General features: G+C 70.0%; 13 protein-coding genes. 7 read left to right on the forward strand and 6 right to left on the reverse strand.

The annotated features are described in order from the left end of the window. Both eutB and eutC read left to right on the forward strand, forming a co-directional pair. On the forward strand, positions 1-1,289 hold a 1,289-nt coding region (gene eutB / locus R6V09_RS27810), incomplete at its 5' end, for an ethanolamine ammonia-lyase subunit EutB (protein WP_317884182.1). Continuing rightward, entirely contained in the window at positions 1,286-2,059 is a 774-nt protein-coding gene (gene eutC / locus R6V09_RS27815; RefSeq protein ID WP_317884183.1) for an ethanolamine ammonia-lyase subunit EutC, read from the forward strand. The genes eutB and eutC, both read left to right, overlap by 4 nt. A gap of 155 nt (positions 2,060-2,214) precedes the next feature. Here the strand turns inward: eutC and R6V09_RS27820 are convergent, their stop codons facing one another. Next, the gene (locus R6V09_RS27820) at positions 2,215-3,102 is read right to left on the reverse strand and encodes a diacylglycerol kinase (protein ID WP_317884184.1); all 888 of its coding nucleotides are present in this window, start codon (positions 3,100-3,102) and stop codon (positions 2,215-2,217) included. 187 nt (positions 3,103-3,289) lie between these two features. On the opposite strand from R6V09_RS27820, the gene R6V09_RS27825 reads away from it, so the two are divergent. The 3 genes from R6V09_RS27825 to R6V09_RS27835 all read left to right on the forward strand — a co-directional run bounded on the left by R6V09_RS27825 (position 3,290) and on the right by R6V09_RS27835 (position 6,932). Beyond that, positions 3,290-4,573 (forward strand): adenylosuccinate synthase, encoded by a 1,284-nt coding sequence (locus R6V09_RS27825; protein WP_317884185.1) that lies wholly within the window; start codon positions 3,290-3,292, stop codon positions 4,571-4,573. A gap of 163 nt (positions 4,574-4,736) precedes the next feature. Further along, positions 4,737-6,557: a bifunctional metallophosphatase/5'-nucleotidase gene (locus tag R6V09_RS27830; RefSeq protein ID WP_317884186.1), complete on the forward strand. Its 1,821-nt coding sequence runs from the start codon at positions 4,737-4,739 to the stop codon at positions 6,555-6,557. 84 nt (positions 6,558-6,641) lie between these two features. Continuing rightward, the gene (locus tag R6V09_RS27835) at positions 6,642-6,932 is read left to right on the forward strand and encodes a hypothetical protein (protein WP_317884187.1); all 291 of its coding nucleotides are present in this window, start codon (positions 6,642-6,644) and stop codon (positions 6,930-6,932) included. A gap of 14 nt (positions 6,933-6,946) precedes the next feature. On the opposite strand, the gene R6V09_RS27840 is transcribed toward R6V09_RS27835, so the two are convergent. After that, positions 6,947-7,546: a hypothetical protein gene (locus R6V09_RS27840; protein WP_317884188.1), complete on the reverse strand. Its 600-nt coding sequence runs from the start codon at positions 7,544-7,546 to the stop codon at positions 6,947-6,949. Between the two features lie 186 nt (positions 7,547-7,732). Between R6V09_RS27840 and R6V09_RS27845 the strand changes: the two genes are divergently transcribed. Then, positions 7,733-8,023: a hypothetical protein gene (locus R6V09_RS27845; RefSeq protein ID WP_317884189.1), complete on the forward strand. Its 291-nt coding sequence runs from the start codon at positions 7,733-7,735 to the stop codon at positions 8,021-8,023. A gap of 20 nt (positions 8,024-8,043) precedes the next feature. Here R6V09_RS27845 and R6V09_RS27850 read toward each other — a convergent pair whose 3' ends face one another. The 4 genes from R6V09_RS27850 to R6V09_RS27865 all read right to left on the reverse strand — a co-directional run bounded on the left by R6V09_RS27850 (position 8,044) and on the right by R6V09_RS27865 (position 13,461). Next, positions 8,044-8,694 carry a hypothetical protein gene (locus R6V09_RS27850; protein ID WP_200715597.1) on the reverse strand — a complete coding sequence of 217 codons (651 nt, stop codon included), beginning with the start codon at positions 8,692-8,694 and terminating at the stop codon, positions 8,044-8,046. 89 nt (positions 8,695-8,783) lie between these two features. Further along, positions 8,784-11,210: a dolichyl-phosphate beta-glucosyltransferase gene (locus R6V09_RS27855; protein WP_317884190.1), complete on the reverse strand. Its 2,427-nt coding sequence runs from the start codon at positions 11,208-11,210 to the stop codon at positions 8,784-8,786. A 26-nt stretch (positions 11,211-11,236) separates the two neighbouring features. Continuing rightward, the gene (locus R6V09_RS27860; RefSeq protein WP_317884193.1) at positions 11,237-11,938 is read right to left on the reverse strand and encodes a GntR family transcriptional regulator; all 702 of its coding nucleotides are present in this window, start codon (positions 11,936-11,938) and stop codon (positions 11,237-11,239) included. 167 nt (positions 11,939-12,105) lie between these two features. After that, the gene (locus tag R6V09_RS27865; protein ID WP_317884191.1) at positions 12,106-13,461 is read right to left on the reverse strand and encodes an aspartate aminotransferase family protein; all 1,356 of its coding nucleotides are present in this window, start codon (positions 13,459-13,461) and stop codon (positions 12,106-12,108) included. Between the two features lie 355 nt (positions 13,462-13,816). On the opposite strand from R6V09_RS27865, the gene R6V09_RS27870 reads away from it, so the two are divergent. Next, the coding region (locus R6V09_RS27870; protein ID WP_317884192.1) for a serine/threonine-protein kinase at positions 13,817-15,096 on the forward strand (1,280 nt) is incomplete at its 3' end.

Genomic DNA, 15,096 nt, shown 5'->3' on the forward strand with positions numbered 1-15,096 from the left:
TGGCGGGGCTGGCCGCGTCCTGCGCGCAAGAGCGGGTGGCCGCGCGCTGGGCGCTGGCGGACGTACCGCTGACCGCCTTCCTCGCCGAGCCGGTGATCCCGTACGAGACCGACGACGTGACCCGGCTGATCCTCGACACGCACGACACGGGCGCGTTCGCGGCGGTGGCCGGGCTTTCGGTGGGCGGGTTCCGGGAGTGGCTGCTGACGGCCGACACCGCCGAACTGGCCGCCGTGGCGCCCGGGTTGACGCCGGAGATGGTGGCGGCCGTGTCCAAGCTGATGGGGAACGCGGATCTGGTCGCGGTCGCGCGGAAGGTGAGCGTGGTGACCGCCTTCCGTTCGACGATCGGGCTGCCGGGCCGTCTCGCCACCCGGCTCCAGCCCAACCACCCCACCGACGACCCGGCGGGCGTGGCCGCGGCCCTGCTCGACGGGCTGCTGCTCGGCTCGGGCGACGCGGTGATCGGCATCAACCCGGCGACGGACAGCCCGAAGGCGGTGCGGGATCTGCTGGAGTTGCTGGACGGGGTGATCCAGCGGTACGCGATCCCCACCCAGTCCTGCGTCCTGTCCCACGTCACGACGAGCATGGACCTGATGTCGTCCGGCGCCCCCGTGGACCTCGTCTTCCAGTCCATCGCCGGCACCCAGGCGGCCAACGCGTCCTTCGGTGTGACGCTGGGCCTGCTCGACGAGGCGTACGAGGCGGCGCGGGCGCTGGGCCGGGGCACGGTCGGCTCGAACGTCATGTACTTCGAGACCGGGCAGGGCAGCGCGCTCTCCGCCGACGCGCACCACGGGGTGGACCAGCAGACGGTCGAGGCCCGCGCGTACGCGGTCGCCCGCCGCTACGACCCGCTCCTCGTGAACACGGTGGTGGGCTTCATCGGCCCGGAGTACCTGTACGACGGCCGGCAGATCCTCCGCGCCGCCCTGGAGGACCACTTCTGCGGCAAGGTGCTCGGCCTGCCGATGGGCCTGGACATCTGCTACACCAACCACGCCGACGCGGACGACGACGACATCGCCACCATGCTCACCATGCTCGGCGTGGCAGGCGCGTCCTTCGTGATCTGCACACCGGGCGGCGACGACATCATGCTCAACTACCAATCCGCCTCGTACCACGACGCGTTGTACCTCCGCGAGGTCCTCGGACTGCGCCCGGCACCGGAGTTCGAGGCATGGCTCGACTCCATCGGACTGCTGGGCGAGAGCGGCGAGATCAGGGACGTGTCCGCCACGGCCCACCCGTTGACGGCGATCGGAAGGGAACTGGCGGCATGACGACCGGTCAAGTGGAGCTGCTGGGCGGTGAGTTGTGGCCGAGCCTGCGCCGCCACACTCAGGCGAGGATCGGCCTCGGGAGGGCGGGCTCGGGTCTGCCCACCCATCACCGGCTGGAGTTGCAGGCCGCGCACGCGGCGGCGCGGGACGCGGTGCACTCGCCGTTCGAACCGGACGTGGTGGCGGCGGCGCTGCGCGGCGAGCCGACGGTACGGGTGCGCAGCGCGGCGCCCGACCGGCTCACGTATCTCCAACGCCCGGACCTGGGACGCCGGTTGGATCCCGCCGACCGCGCGCACCTTCCCGTCGGTGACTGGGACGTCGTCTTCGTCGTCGCCGACGGCCTGTCCAGCCGGGCGGTGCACGAGCACGCGGCGGCGATGGTGCGCGCGACGACCGCACTCCTGCCGACGTCCTGGCAAGTGGCCCCGGTCGTCCTCGCGGAACAGGCCCGCGTGGCCCTCGGCGACGACATCGCCTCGGCGATGGGCGCGACGATGGTCGTGGTCCTGGTCGGCGAACGCCCCGGGATGTCGGCGGCGGACTCACTGGGCGCGTACCTGACGTACCGCCCGAAGCCGGGTGTCACGACGGACGCGGACAGGAACTGCCTGAGCAACATCCGGCCGCCGTTGGGGCTGACGTACGAGGTGGCGGCGGGGAAGTTGGCGGGGTTGATGGGGCGGGCCCGGGAGTTGGGTGCGACAGGGGTGACCCTGAAGGACGAGTCGGACGCGCCGATGCTGGATTCCAGCCCCTCCGCTTCTTGAGCAGCGTGGGTCCGAAAATCAGCCCCTTGGGGGTGCCCCCTCTGGGGGAGTTTGAGGAGCGGGGGTCCGGGGGCCGGCCCCCGAGTCGGGGTCGAAGGGGCGGAGCCCCTGGGGGATGGGACGGGTAGGGGCGGCGGGGGCGAGAAAAGCCCGCCTCACCCCGGCAACGTAAGCCCCCAAGCCCCCTCCCGAACCACCCACGTCCGAGTCCGCACCGGCCCCGCCACCGTCGCGTCCGCCCGGTAGCGGAAGTCCGCCCCCGACACGGTCACCGTCCGCCCCCGCGCGTACAGCGGTGAGGCCTCCGCGCCCACCGACACCGGCCGTACCTCCACCTCGGCCAGTCCCGAAGCGCCGGGGGTCACGGAGACCCCCTCCACCGGCTGGTCCAGGTCCACCAGGGTCACCCCGTCGACCTCGACCCGCAGCCGCGCCGGACCGGGCTGCCGGGGCACCGTCGAGAGGGGCTCGCGGGGCGCGCGGGCGGGGACCAGGGTCCGTACCAGGGACTGGCACGTCCGCAGCCATAGGTGGTGGCCGGAACCGGAGGGCGCCGACGCCACCGTCTCCGTCTCCTCCGGCGGAGCCTCCCGCAGGGCCAGCGGCGGGATCCGCAGCGCGCCGAGCACCACCCCGTCGCTGTCGTCCACCAGCAGATCCATCCGCCGTACGACCCCGTCGAGCACCGCCCGCGCCGCCGCCACCGCCCCCGTGGGCACCCCCAGTGCCCCCGCCAGGGACAGCGCACCGCCCACCGGCACCATCGACAGGGCACATCCGGCCAGCTCCCGCTGCCGGTACAGCAGGGACACCGTGCGCAGCAGCGCCCGGTCGTCGCCGACGAGCACCGGCCGGCGCGAACCCCGCCGTGCGAGTACCCGGGCGAATTCCTCGGGCCCCTCCGGCATGCACACCTTGGTCGCCGCACCCGCGCTGAGCACGTCTTTCGCGATGCGGACGGACTCTCCGTCGGTGCGCCGGGCGACCGGATCGATGACGACCAGGAGCTGATCGGAAGTCGCGAAAGTCGCCACCTCGGCCATGCCTCGCTTCCTCGGGTAGCATCTTTGTGCAAGAGCCCCTTGCGCTATTGCGCCAGGGGCTTCGTCTATTCCGGGGCATCCGGTCCGACGGGTTGCGGCCGACGAGGGTCGCTGACGTACGAGGCACACGCTGTGCGGCGTACGTCTCTGACCTTGGACATGCCCCGCCCGGAAGGGGTGTACGCGCGTGCCCGCACTTGTGCTGCTCGGTGCTCAGTGGGGTGACGAAGGCAAGGGAAAGGCGACGGACCTGCTAGGTGGGTCCGTCGACTATGTGGTGCGCTACCAGGGCGGCAACAACGCCGGCCACACGGTAGTCGTGGGCGATCAGAAGTACGCCCTTCACCTGCTCCCTTCCGGGATCCTCACACCGGAGTGCACTCCGGTCATCGGAAACGGTGTCGTCGTCGACCCGTCGGTCCTGTTCTCCGAGCTGAACGGGCTGAACGAGCGCGGCGTCGACACGTCCAAGCTCCTGATCAGCGGTAACGCTCACATCATCACGCCCTACAACGTGACGGTGGACAAGGTGACGGAGCGCTTCCTCGGGAAGCGGAAGATCGGGACGACCGGCCGCGGCATCGGCCCGACCTACGCGGACAAGATCAACCGCGTCGGGATCCGGGTCCAGGACCTCTACGACGAGTCGATCCTCACCCAGAAGGTCGAGGCGTCCCTCGACATCAAGAACCAGATGCTCACGAAGCTCTACAACCGCCGCGCGATCGCCATCGAGCAGGTCGTCGAGGAGCTGCTGTCCTACGCGGACCGCCTCAAGCCGTACGTCGCCGACACGGTCCTCGTGCTCAACCAGGCGCTGGACCAGGACAAGGTCGTCCTCTTCGAGGGCGGGCAGGGCACGCTCCTGGACATCGACCACGGGACCTATCCCTTCGTCACGTCCTCCAACCCCACCGCCGGCGGCGCCTGCACCGGCTCCGGTGTCGGCCCGACGAAGATCAGCCGGGTCATCGGCATCCTGAAGGCCTACACGACCCGGGTCGGCTCGGGCCCGTTCCCGACCGAGCTGTTCGACGCGGACGGCGACGCATTGCGCCGCATCGGCGGCGAGCGGGGCGTCACCACCGGCCGTGACCGGCGCTGCGGCTGGTTCGACGCGGTCATCGCCCGCTACGCGACCCGCGTGAACGGCCTGACCGACTTCTTCCTCACCAAGCTCGACGTCCTCACCGGCTGGGAGCAGATCCCGGTCTGTGTGGCCTACGAGATCGACGGCAAGCGCGTCGAGGAACTCCCGTACTCGCAGACCGACTTCCACCACGCGAAGCCGATCTACGAGAACCTGCCCGGCTGGAGCGAGGACATCACGAAGGCCAAGACCTTCGCGGACCTCCCGAAGAACGCGCAGGCGTACGTGAAGGCCCTGGAGGAGATGTCGGGCGCCCCGATCTCCGCGATCGGTGTCGGCCCCGGCCGTACGGAGACGATCGAGATCAACTCGTTCATCTAGAACGGCGAACGGTGGCTTCACTTGGGCCGGTCTTGGGAAACCTTGACCGGCCCTTGGGCTGTCCGTGGTTACGCCGGTAACAGGCGGAGGCCAGCATCTACGCGGGTAGCCCGCCGCGCCCCGCATGCCACACCCGCCCTCTGTGCCCTTCCAGGAGTCCCGAATGCCCGTCAATCCCATGAACCGCCGTGAGTTCGTGCAGAAGTCCGCCGTCACCGGCGCTGTCGTGGCCGTCGCGGGGACAGCGGCGGCGACCCCTGCCGAGGCCGCCGACCGTCACCGGCCGAAGCCCAAGCCGAAGACCTGGTCGTTCTCCATCCTGGGCACCACCGACCTGCACAGTCACGTCTTCAACTGGGACTACTACACCAACGCGGCCCCGGTGGACTCCAAGGGCAACACGTACGGCATCGCCCGTATCGCCACCCTCGTCAAGAACCTGCGCGCGGAGAAGGGCGAGGGCCGCGTGCTCCTCGTCGACGCGGGCGACATCATCCAGGGCACGTCCCTCGCGTCGTACTACGCGAGCGTCGACCCGATCACCGGCAAGGACGGCAAGCGCGGCCCCAAGCACCCCATGGCGGTCGCCATGAACGAGATGCGCTACGACGCCGCCGCCCTCGGCAACCACGAGTTCAACTACGGCATCGAGGTCGTCCGCACCTTCGAGAAGCAGTGCCACTTCCCGCTGCTCGGCGCCAACGCCCTGGACGCGAAGACGCTGAAGCCGGCCTTCCAGCCCTACACGGTCAAGCACATCAAGGTGCCCGGGGCGCCCGACATCAAGGTCGGCATCCTCGGCCTCACCAACCCGGGCATCGCCCTGTGGGACAAGGACAACGTCTCCGGGAAGATGACCTTCACCGGTCTGGTCGAGCAGGCGAAGAAGTACGTGCCGCGGCTGCGCGCGCTGGGCTGCGACGTCGTCTTCCTCACCGACCACTCGGGCCTGGACGGCTCGACGTCGTGGGGCGACGAACTCCCCTACGTGGAGAACGCGTCGAACCTGGTGGCCGAGCAGGTCCCCGGCATCGACGCCATCCTCGTCGGCCACACGCACACCGAGGTCTCGTCGTACACCGTGAAGAACGAGGAGACCGGCAAGGACGTCGTCCTCTCCGAGCCGTACTGCTACGGCTACCGCCTCTCGGTCTTCGACTTCGAGCTGGAACTGGAGCGCGGCTGCTGGAAGATCACCAGCACCACCGCGAGCACGCTGAACAGCAACACCGTCGCGGAGGACAAGAGGATCACCGAACTCCTCACGGCCGACCACGAGTTGGTGGTCAAGTACGTCAACACGGCGATCGGCACCTGTACGGAGGCCATGTCGACGGCGGAGGCCTGCTGGAAGGACGTCCCCGCGATCGACTTCATCCACCAGGTCCAGATGGACGCGGTGAAGTCGGGCCTGTCGACGGCGGACGCCGCGCTTCCGCTGATCTCGGTGGCGGCATGCTTCAGCCGCACGGCCACCATCCCGGCGGGCGATGTGACGATCCGTGACGTGGCGGGTCTCTACATCTACGAGAACACCCTCTACGGCAAGAAGCTCACCGGCGCCCAGCTCAAGGACTACCTGGAGTTCGCGGCGAAGTACTACCACCAGGTGCCGGCCGGTACGAAGGTGGACACCGCGACGCTGACGAACGCCAACAGCTTCTGGGACTACATGTACGACACGGCGGCCGGTGTCTCGTACGACGTCGACATCGCGCAGGCCGAGGGCTCGCGCATCAAGAACCTGACCTACAACGGCACGGCGGTCGCCGACGACCAGGTCTTCGTCGTCGCGGTCAACAACTACCGTGCCAACGGCGGCAGCGGCTACCCGCACATCGCCGCCGCGGAGACCGCGTACAGCTCCACCAACCAGGTCCGCGACCTGATGATCGCCTACGCCACGGCCAAGGGCACGATCGACCCGACCGCGTTCGCGGCGACCAACTGGAAGCTGACGCAGGCCGGCACGGCGGTCTTCTAGACTCCGGACCTACCTTCTACGCCGCTGCCCCGGGGTCTCTCCCCGGGCAGTGGCGTATCGATCGAGTGAGCGTGAGGAGTCCGGATGGCCACGCAAGTCCTGGAGCCCGGTGAGGCCCGTACCGCCCTGCTCCTGGAGTCCGTACTCAGCACGGCGGCCGTTGTGTGGTGGACGTACCTGCTGTGGACCCACCGGGACGCTCTGTACGACGATTCCGCCCCCGTGGTCCTGATCCTCGCGGTCGTGCTGTCGCTGCTGGTGACATGGGCCCTGTGGCTGCGTACGGGAAGGCTCCGAGGTGTGATCCTGACGTCGGCCGCGGTGCGCGGGGTCGTGGCGCTGACCCTGTCCCTGTGGTTCTTCCAGGACTTGTAGAGGTCGGGCAGAGGTCAGTCGGGGCAGGTGAGTGGCAGGCCGAGGCAGGCGTGCAGGGCTTGGCCCAACCGCCGGTCGACGGCCGCCCGTTCGTCCTCGGAGGACTCCTCCGGCGGGATGAGCGCGTACGGCAGCGCCGTGGTGAGCACGGCGAGCGTGACGGTGTCCCGTTCGGTGCCGCCGGGCACATGCGCGGTCACATGCTCGGTCAGCCACTGCCAGGCCGTCCCGTGCCACACGGTGTCCGGACGGAGCACGGCGGCGTACGTCAACGCCGGTTCGGTCCGTGCCATGGCCGCGACGACCGGATGCTCCCGCAACAGCCGGGCCGCCCGCACCACGAAGCGCACCCCCTGGCACCGCGGTGGCGGCAACGGGCTGGGTACTTCCAGGGCCCGCTGCAGCACGTGTTTCAGTTCCTGCAGCGTGGCATCGCGCAGCAGCACCTGGGGAGTGGCCCAGTTCCGGTAGAAGAACTGGCGGTTGGTGTCGGCCAGTTTGGCGATGTGGGTGATGCCCGTGCGCCGGGGCCCGCGCATGGCCAGCGCGTCCAGCGTCGCGCGGTACACGGTGCCCATTCCGGGCGGAGCCTGGACATGCTGTGAGCTGCTCATGTGAGCAGTTTGGCGTGGGGGGAAGGTGGGTGTCCCGGAAAAGTGTGTCGGATTCCCCGAAGGTGTCACGCTTTTTTTAGGGGACCGCGGGCGTGAGGGGGGCGTCCTCGCCGGGACGCCCCCTTTGTCCGGGCATATCCTGAAGTTGTCCGCCCCGCGCACGCCGACCAGGAGAAGGTGACTGCGATGCGCATGATGCTGAAAGCGTCCATGGACACGGAGAAGGGGAACGAGGCCATCCGCAACGGAACTCTGGGGAAGCTGATGGAGGAGTCCCTGGAGCAGATCAAGCCCGAGGCGGCCTACTTCACCGCAGACGGTGGCAAGCGCACCGCGTTCCTGTTCTTCGACCTCAAGGACCCCTCCGACATCCCGTCGATCAGTGAGCCGTTCTTCCTCAACCTGGGTGCCGAACTGACCTACACCCCGGTGATGAACGCGGAGGACGTCGCGAGCGGCCTCGCCAAGATCCGCTAGTCCACCAGCCCACCAGTCCGCTAGCTGAACACGATCATCGAGCCCTGGGCCAGGCTGCGCGTCGCCGCCGCGTGCAGCCCGAGCCAGACGTGCCGCTCGCGCGCGAACGGGCTGGGATCGTACGGCGCGGCGACGGCCGGTTCCTCCAACTCCGTGGGCGCGGCGGGGGGTTGCGGTGCCGTGGGCGGGTTCGCCGGGTCGATGCCGATCGTCGGGGCCACGAACTCCAGCTCGCGGAGCAGGGTCTGGGACGAGCCCAACGGGCCGCCGCCGGCCAGGAGTTCGTCGTTCGCGAGCGGGTGCGGGAAGTCGACCGGGACGTAGGCGCCCGCGTGGTCGTAGTGCCAGACCAGGTGGGACTGCTGGGCCGTGGTCTCGAACATCTCCAGGAGCTGTTCGTAGTCGCCGCCCAGGTCGTCCACCGGGGTCACCGGGAGGCCGCAGACCTGGAGGAGGTAGGCCCGGCGCAGGAAGTGCAGCGCGTCGTAGTCGAATCCGGCCACCGGGGCGACCTCGCCGGACAGTCCCGGCATGTACTGGTACACCGGCACCGGAGGGAGCCCGGCCTCGTCCAGCAGCGAGTTGTAGAGCGCGAGTTCGTCGGCGAACGGATTGTCGGGGGTGTGGCACAACACGTCGACGAGCGGGACCAGCCACAGGTCACAGGCCAAAAGGGGCTCCTCGGTTACTCGCTGCGCAGCGTGGTGTTCGCATGGTGGTCAGGCAAGAGTAGGGGGAAGAGTAGTCGGTGCGGCCCGGGTCAGCTCCCCTCGTGCAGGTCCCATACCCACACGCCGTCCACCCACTTACCGGGTTTGCCGGTCAGCTTTTCCACAGCGGTGCGGAGCTTGTCGTCGTTGGGCCCCGGCGCGATCACCAGGGCGCCCGCGTGCCAGTACGCGAAGTCGGCCTTGGCCTGCGCCTGCCAGTTCTTGCCGATGGTCGGGATGACACCGGTGTAGCGGACGTCCCGCAGCATGTTGGAGGTGTAGCGGGGCGAGGCGCCGTAGATGCCGATGCGGTCGGCGCCGTAGGGGCCGTTGAAGTAGCCGCCGGGCATCTTGAAGCCTAGGTCGGAGGCTGTCTGCCAGTGCAGGGGCTCGGCCGCGCCCGGGTCGGCCAGCGGGATCGGGACCAGGGATTCGCCCGCGCGGACGTACGACTTGTAGGTGCCGTCCGTGAAGAAGGCCGGTACCGCGGCCCGGTCGACCGCCTTCAGCGGCGCGGGGACGAGGGGGAGCAGCGCCAGGCAGACGGCGAGCAGGCCCACGTACTGCGTGCCCAACTCGCGTGTCGCCGCCAGCCGTTCGACCGCGATCGCCACCAGCATGCCCAGCGCCGGTGCGCAGATCATCGCGACCCGGCCCTCGATCACCGACTCGAAGAGCGGCTTGTGGGCGAGCAGCGCCCAGGGGCCGGGGTAGATCGTGTCCGTGAGCGGGATGCGGATCTTGGGGCCCATGGAGAGGATTGCGGCGGCGACCGCCGTGAACGCGAGCGCCTTGACGAGGGCCTGCTCCCACAGCCGTACGACGATGGCGAAGGCGAGGGCGACGAGCGGCCAGCCGTAGAAGGCGTTCTGCTCGGTGGGGTTGAGGGAGAGGGAGTTGGCCCGGATCTCGTCGCCCGCGATCAGGGAGCGTTCGGCGAAGGAGAGCAGGGCGAGGGGGCTGTTGCCGGCGTTGTCGCCGTGCAGGACGCTCTTGTAGCTCTGCGGCCCCACGAACTGATACCAGAGGGGGATCAGGATGATCGGTGCGCAGACCAGCGCCGCGAGGCCGAGGCCCTTGAGGAGCGGGCGCCAGGACGTGCGGACGACATCCCGGTGGAGGACTCCGTAGGACGCGGCGAACAGGACCATGCCGATGGAGGCCAGGAGGAGGGGTTCCTCGCCGAGGAAGATCTGGTAGGCCGCCATGACGCCGAGCACGATGCCGTCGCGGACCACCCGGGTGCCCGTGCACAGGCGCAGGGCGCGGTCGATGATCAGCGGGATCATGAAGAGGATGACGAAGTTGGGGTGCGCGTTGGCGTGGCTGACCATCGGCGGGGCGAAGGCCGCCAGCGAGGCGCCGACGAAGGCCGCGGCCCGTTGCCGTACGACACGCTTGACGATCAGCCAGTACCAGGCGGCGGCCGTGGCCGCGAGGCCGAGTGCCATGCAGACACTGAGGGAGACCGCGGGTCCTGCCAGCAGGGTGAGCGGCGCGAAGGGCACCGACAGGCCGAGCATGACCGTGTTGGCCATGAGGTTCACGCCGTCGGGGAAGCCCTGGAGGTTGGAGAGGAACGGGTTGTGGAGGTGGGCGACGTTGTCGGCGGTGACCGCGAAGAACCACTCCCACTGGTTCTGGTCCTGGATCGAGTCGACCAGGTAGCGGTGGTCGGGGTCGAAGAGGCGGCCCGAGTAGAGGGCGACGGACATGAGGAGGAAGAGGAGGGTGACCAGGATGTCGACCGGGCGCAGGGAGCGGGCGCGCAGGCGGGCGAGTTCGGTCAGGACCCGGGCGTAGTCGAGGGGCCGTACCTTCGAGCCGGACTGGTGGGCCCAGCGGACCGGAACCTCGGCGACGTCCCAGTCTGCGCGGCGGAAGTGCTGGAGGACTTCTACGTCGATGCCCCAGCCGTTGATGCGGGAGGCGGCGAAGGCCTCGCGGGCGCGGTCGCCCTCGAAGAGCTTGAAGCCGCACTGGGTGTCGCGTATGCCCGGCACCGCGGCCTGGCGTATGAGGAAGTTGCCTGCGCGGCCCAGGAGTTCGCGGACCGGGTGCTGGTGGCTCTCGATGGTCGCGCCGGGCGCGGCCCGGGAGCCGATCGCCGCCGCACGGCCCTCGCTCAGCTCCTTGTCGAGTTTCTCCAACTCCTCGATGGGCGCGGCCAGATCGGCGTCCGTGACCAGGACCCGGCGTCCGCGTGAGGCGGCGACCCCGAGGCGCAGGGCGTTGCCCTTGCCGCGGTTGCGGGGGCTGGTGACCAACTGCACACGCGGGTCGGCGCGGGAGGTGACGACCTCGCGGGTGCCGTCGTCGGAGCCGTCGTCGGCGACGATGATCTCCCAGTCGCCGAAGCGGCCCTCGTTGTCGCTCAGATATGTGGTGATCGCGTCGAGTGTCGGCCCGAGCCGCTGTTCCTCGTTGTAGGCGGGCACGACGACACTGAGGTCCACGACGACGACACTGGGGTCCACGGCCGGAGCGGCCCTTTCCGGTCCGGTCACCGGGCGGCCAGCCGCTCGATGAGGTCGAGGGAGTGCGTGTTGTACGCCAGGACGATCGAGCGCGCGGCCGGGGTGTCGCGGCGCGCCAGGGCATCGACCAGTTCGGTGTGCTCGGACCACAACTGCCCGCGCAGGTCGGTCAGTCGGCGCAGATGCTGCACCGTGCACACCCAGGACTGGACGCGCAGCCGGTGCAGGAAGTCACCGAGGTAGGGGTTGCCGAACATGGTGCTCAGCTCGCGCCAGTACCGCAGGTCGTAGCCGATCAGCACGGTGAGGTCACCGGCCTCGGCGGCGCGCTGCGCCTCCTCGCCGCGGCGGCGGGCCCCGGCGAGCGCGGCGACCGTACGGGGGTCGTCGGTGCGGTCGAAGACGGGGTGGCCCTCGGCGAGGGCCAGGAACATGCCCTCGGTGACCAGGGCGCGGGCCTCGATCATGCCGCGGTGGTCGGTCACCGAGTATTCGTGGACGCGGAAGCCGCGGTGCTGGTCGGCCTCCAGGAGTCCCTGTGCGGAGAGATCGACGAGCGCTTCCCGGACCGGGGTCGCGGAGACGCCGTACTGCTCGGCGATCTCTTTCACCGTGAACTCCTGGCCGGGCTGGAGCCGGCCGGCCAGGACCTCGTCGCGAAGCGCGTCGGCGATCTGCTGCCGCAGGGTGCTGCGGGTAACGGCGCCGTTGCCGCTGCTTCCGGGCATCGTCGGAGCGTCTCCCTCGTCGCGTTCGATGGCGTACTCGTATATGTCTACGAGCACGTCACCTTACGCGTTCGGGTTCCCGCCCTGCCCGTATCCGGGCACCCGGGGAACGGACCCGCCCATTCCGGGTGTTACGAGGTGTATTCGTCGCCGTATTGGCCGACGTTTTACGAGGTGAACTCGTCCGCCACGGAGAGCGCGGTGTCCAGGGCGGCGAGGCCCTCCTTCAGTTCGGCCTCGGTCACGTTGAGCGGCGGGACGACGTGGGTGCGGTTCATGTTGATGAACGGCCACAGCCCCTGCTGCTTGGCGGCGGCTCCGAACGCGGCCATCGCCGTGTTGGCCTCACCGGCCGCGTTGTACGGCACCAGCGGCTCGCGCGTCTCCCGGTTCTTCACCAGTTCGAGCGCCCAGAACATCCCGACGCCCCTCACTTCGCCGACACTCGGGTGCCGCTCGGCCAGCGCGCGCAGCGCGGGCCCGACCACGGCCGTACCGAGGTGCTTCGCGTTTTCCACGACCCCCTCCTCGGCCATGACGTTGATCGTCGCGACTGCCGCGGCACAGGCCAGCGGGTGCCCGGAGTACGTCAGCCCGCCCGGGTAGGGCCGCTTGCCGAAGGTGTCCGCGATCGCGCCGGAGATGGCGACCCCGCCGAGCGGTACGTATCCGCTGTTCACGCCCTTGGCGAAGGTCATGAGGTCCGGTACGACGTCGAACAGGTCGGCCGCGAACCACTCACCGGTCCGTCCGAAGCCGGCCATCACCTCGTCGAGGACGAAGACGATCCCGTACTTGTCGCAGATCTCACGCACCCCGGCGAGATAGCCGGGCGGCGGCACCATGATCCCGGCGGTCCCCGGAACCGTCTCCAGGACGATCGCGGCGACCGTGGCCGGCCCCTCGAAGGCGATCGTCGTCTCCAGGTGCTCAAGAGCCCGCGCGCACTCCTGCTCCTCGGTCTCCGCGTAGAAACGGGACCGGTACAGGAAGGGCGCCCAGAAGTGCACGACACCGGCGGCGGCGCCGTCGCTGGCCCAGCGGCGCGGGTCGCCGGTGAGGTTGATCGCCTGCTGCGTACCACCGTGGTAAGAGCGGTACGCCGACAGTACCTTCGGTCGCCCGGTGTGCAGCCGGGCCATGCGCACGGCGTGCTCGACGGCGTCGGCGCCACCGTTGGTGAAGAAGATCTTGTCCAGGTCCCCGGGCGTCCGCTCGGCGATCAGCCGGGCGGCCTCGGACCGGGCCTCGATCGCGAAGGCGGGCGCGAAGGTGGTGAGGGTCGCGGCCTGCTCCTGGATCGCGGCGACGACCTTCGGGTGCTGGTAGCCGATGTTCGTGTAGACGAGCCCGCTGGTGAAGTCCAGGTAGCGCCTGCCGTCGTAGTCCCAGAAGTACGAGCCCTCCGCGCCGGCCACGGCGAGCGGGTCGATGAGCTCCTGCGCGGACCAGGAGTGGAACACATGCGCACGGTCCGCGGCCTTCACGGCGGCGCCGGCCTGGGGGTTGGGCTGAGGGGTCATGGCGGCGAGCGTAAATGTCCGCGATGCGGAAACGGTATCGGCGTCCTGTCTGTGGTCGGCGGCTTTACGCGACAGGTTGTCCAGGGTGGGTGTCCGGTGTGGGGGCTTGCTGGAGTGTGGGGGTAAAACTAACCACTGTCCATCCTGGTGACCGGTTAGAAATTACCCCAGCCTGTAGAGGGGGTGGTGCGGGGGCGCCCCGGTGCACGGCAGGTCCGGTCTCCCGTTACGGAACCGTAGACACCGGTCCGGCCGTCCCGTCGTATCCCCGCACTATTCTCGGTTTCGCGCAGGGCGCAGGGCACGGGGGCGTGACCGGGGCGTGACCGGGGATTTCAGGGGAGGCGGCGCGGTCGTGGAGAAACTGGGGGCGGCCGATCCGCAGCGGATCGGGGCGTACCGGCTGCTGGCCCGGCTCGGGGCCGGCGGCATGGGGCATGTGTACCTGGCCCGGTCGGACCGGGGGCGCACGGTCGCCGTCAAGCTGGTGCGGGAGGACCTGGCCGCGCAGGAGGAGTTCCGCGCCCGGTTCCGGCAGGAGGTGCAGGCCGCGCGGCGGGTCGGCGGCCACTGGACCGCGCCCGTCCTGGACGCCGACACCGAGGCCGCGGTGCCCTGGGTGGCCACCGGCTACGTCGCCGGGCCCACCCTGCAACAGGTCGTCGGACGCGACCACGGGGCGCTGCCCGAGCGTTCGGTACGGATCCTCGCGGCCGGGCTCGCGCACGCGCTCCAGGACATCCACGCCGCCGGCATCGTCCACCGCGACCTCAAACCGTCCAACGTGCTGGTGACCATCGACGGCCCCCGCGTCATCGACTTCGGCATAGCGCGGGCCCTGGAGACCCAGGCCGGGGACGGGCTCACCCGCACCGGCTCACTGGTCGGCTCGCCCGGATTCATGGCGCCGGAACAGGTGCGGGGCGACCGCGTCACCCCGGCGTGCGACGTCTTCTGCCTCGGTTCCGTCCTCGCCTACGCCGCGACCGGCACGCTCCCCTTCGGCAACGCCAACAGCGGCGTCCACGCCCTGATGTTCCGCATCACCCAGGAGGAACCCGACCTGACGGGCGTCCCCGAGGGCATCGCCGAACTGGTCCGCGACTGCCTGCGCAAGGACCCGGCCACCCGGCCGACCCTGAACCAGATCCTCGACCGTACGGGCGCGGAGGACACGGTCTCCGGGGGCCGCTCCCGCGACCCCTGGCTGCCGAGCGGCCTGGTCGCCCAACTCGGGCGCCACGCGGTGCGGTTGCTGGACACGGAGGATCCGCAGACGGCGGAGCTGGAGAGGGGCAGTACGGAGAAGGCCGACAGCGAGCGGGTCCAGCTGGAGAAGGGCGCTCCGGTGGTGCGGGCCCTTCAGACTCGGGCTTCCGAGCCCCTGGCCCTTGAGGCGGCTCAGGACGCCACACCTGCCACACCTGCCACACCTGCCACGCCTGCCACACCTCCCGCACCCGCACCCGCTCCTACGTCCGCCCCCGCACCCGCACCCGCACCCGCCCCTGCTCCTACGTCCGCCCCCGCACCCGCACCCGTTCCCGTGCAGCCCGCCCCCGTCGCCGTAAAGCCCCCCGCCGTCTCGGAAGCCTCCCCCGAACACGCCCCGGCCTCCGACGACGCCTCGTCGGC

The organism is Streptomyces sp. W16, from assembly GCF_033194735.1.
Classification (GTDB): Bacteria; Actinomycetota; Actinomycetes; order Streptomycetales; family Streptomycetaceae; genus Streptomyces.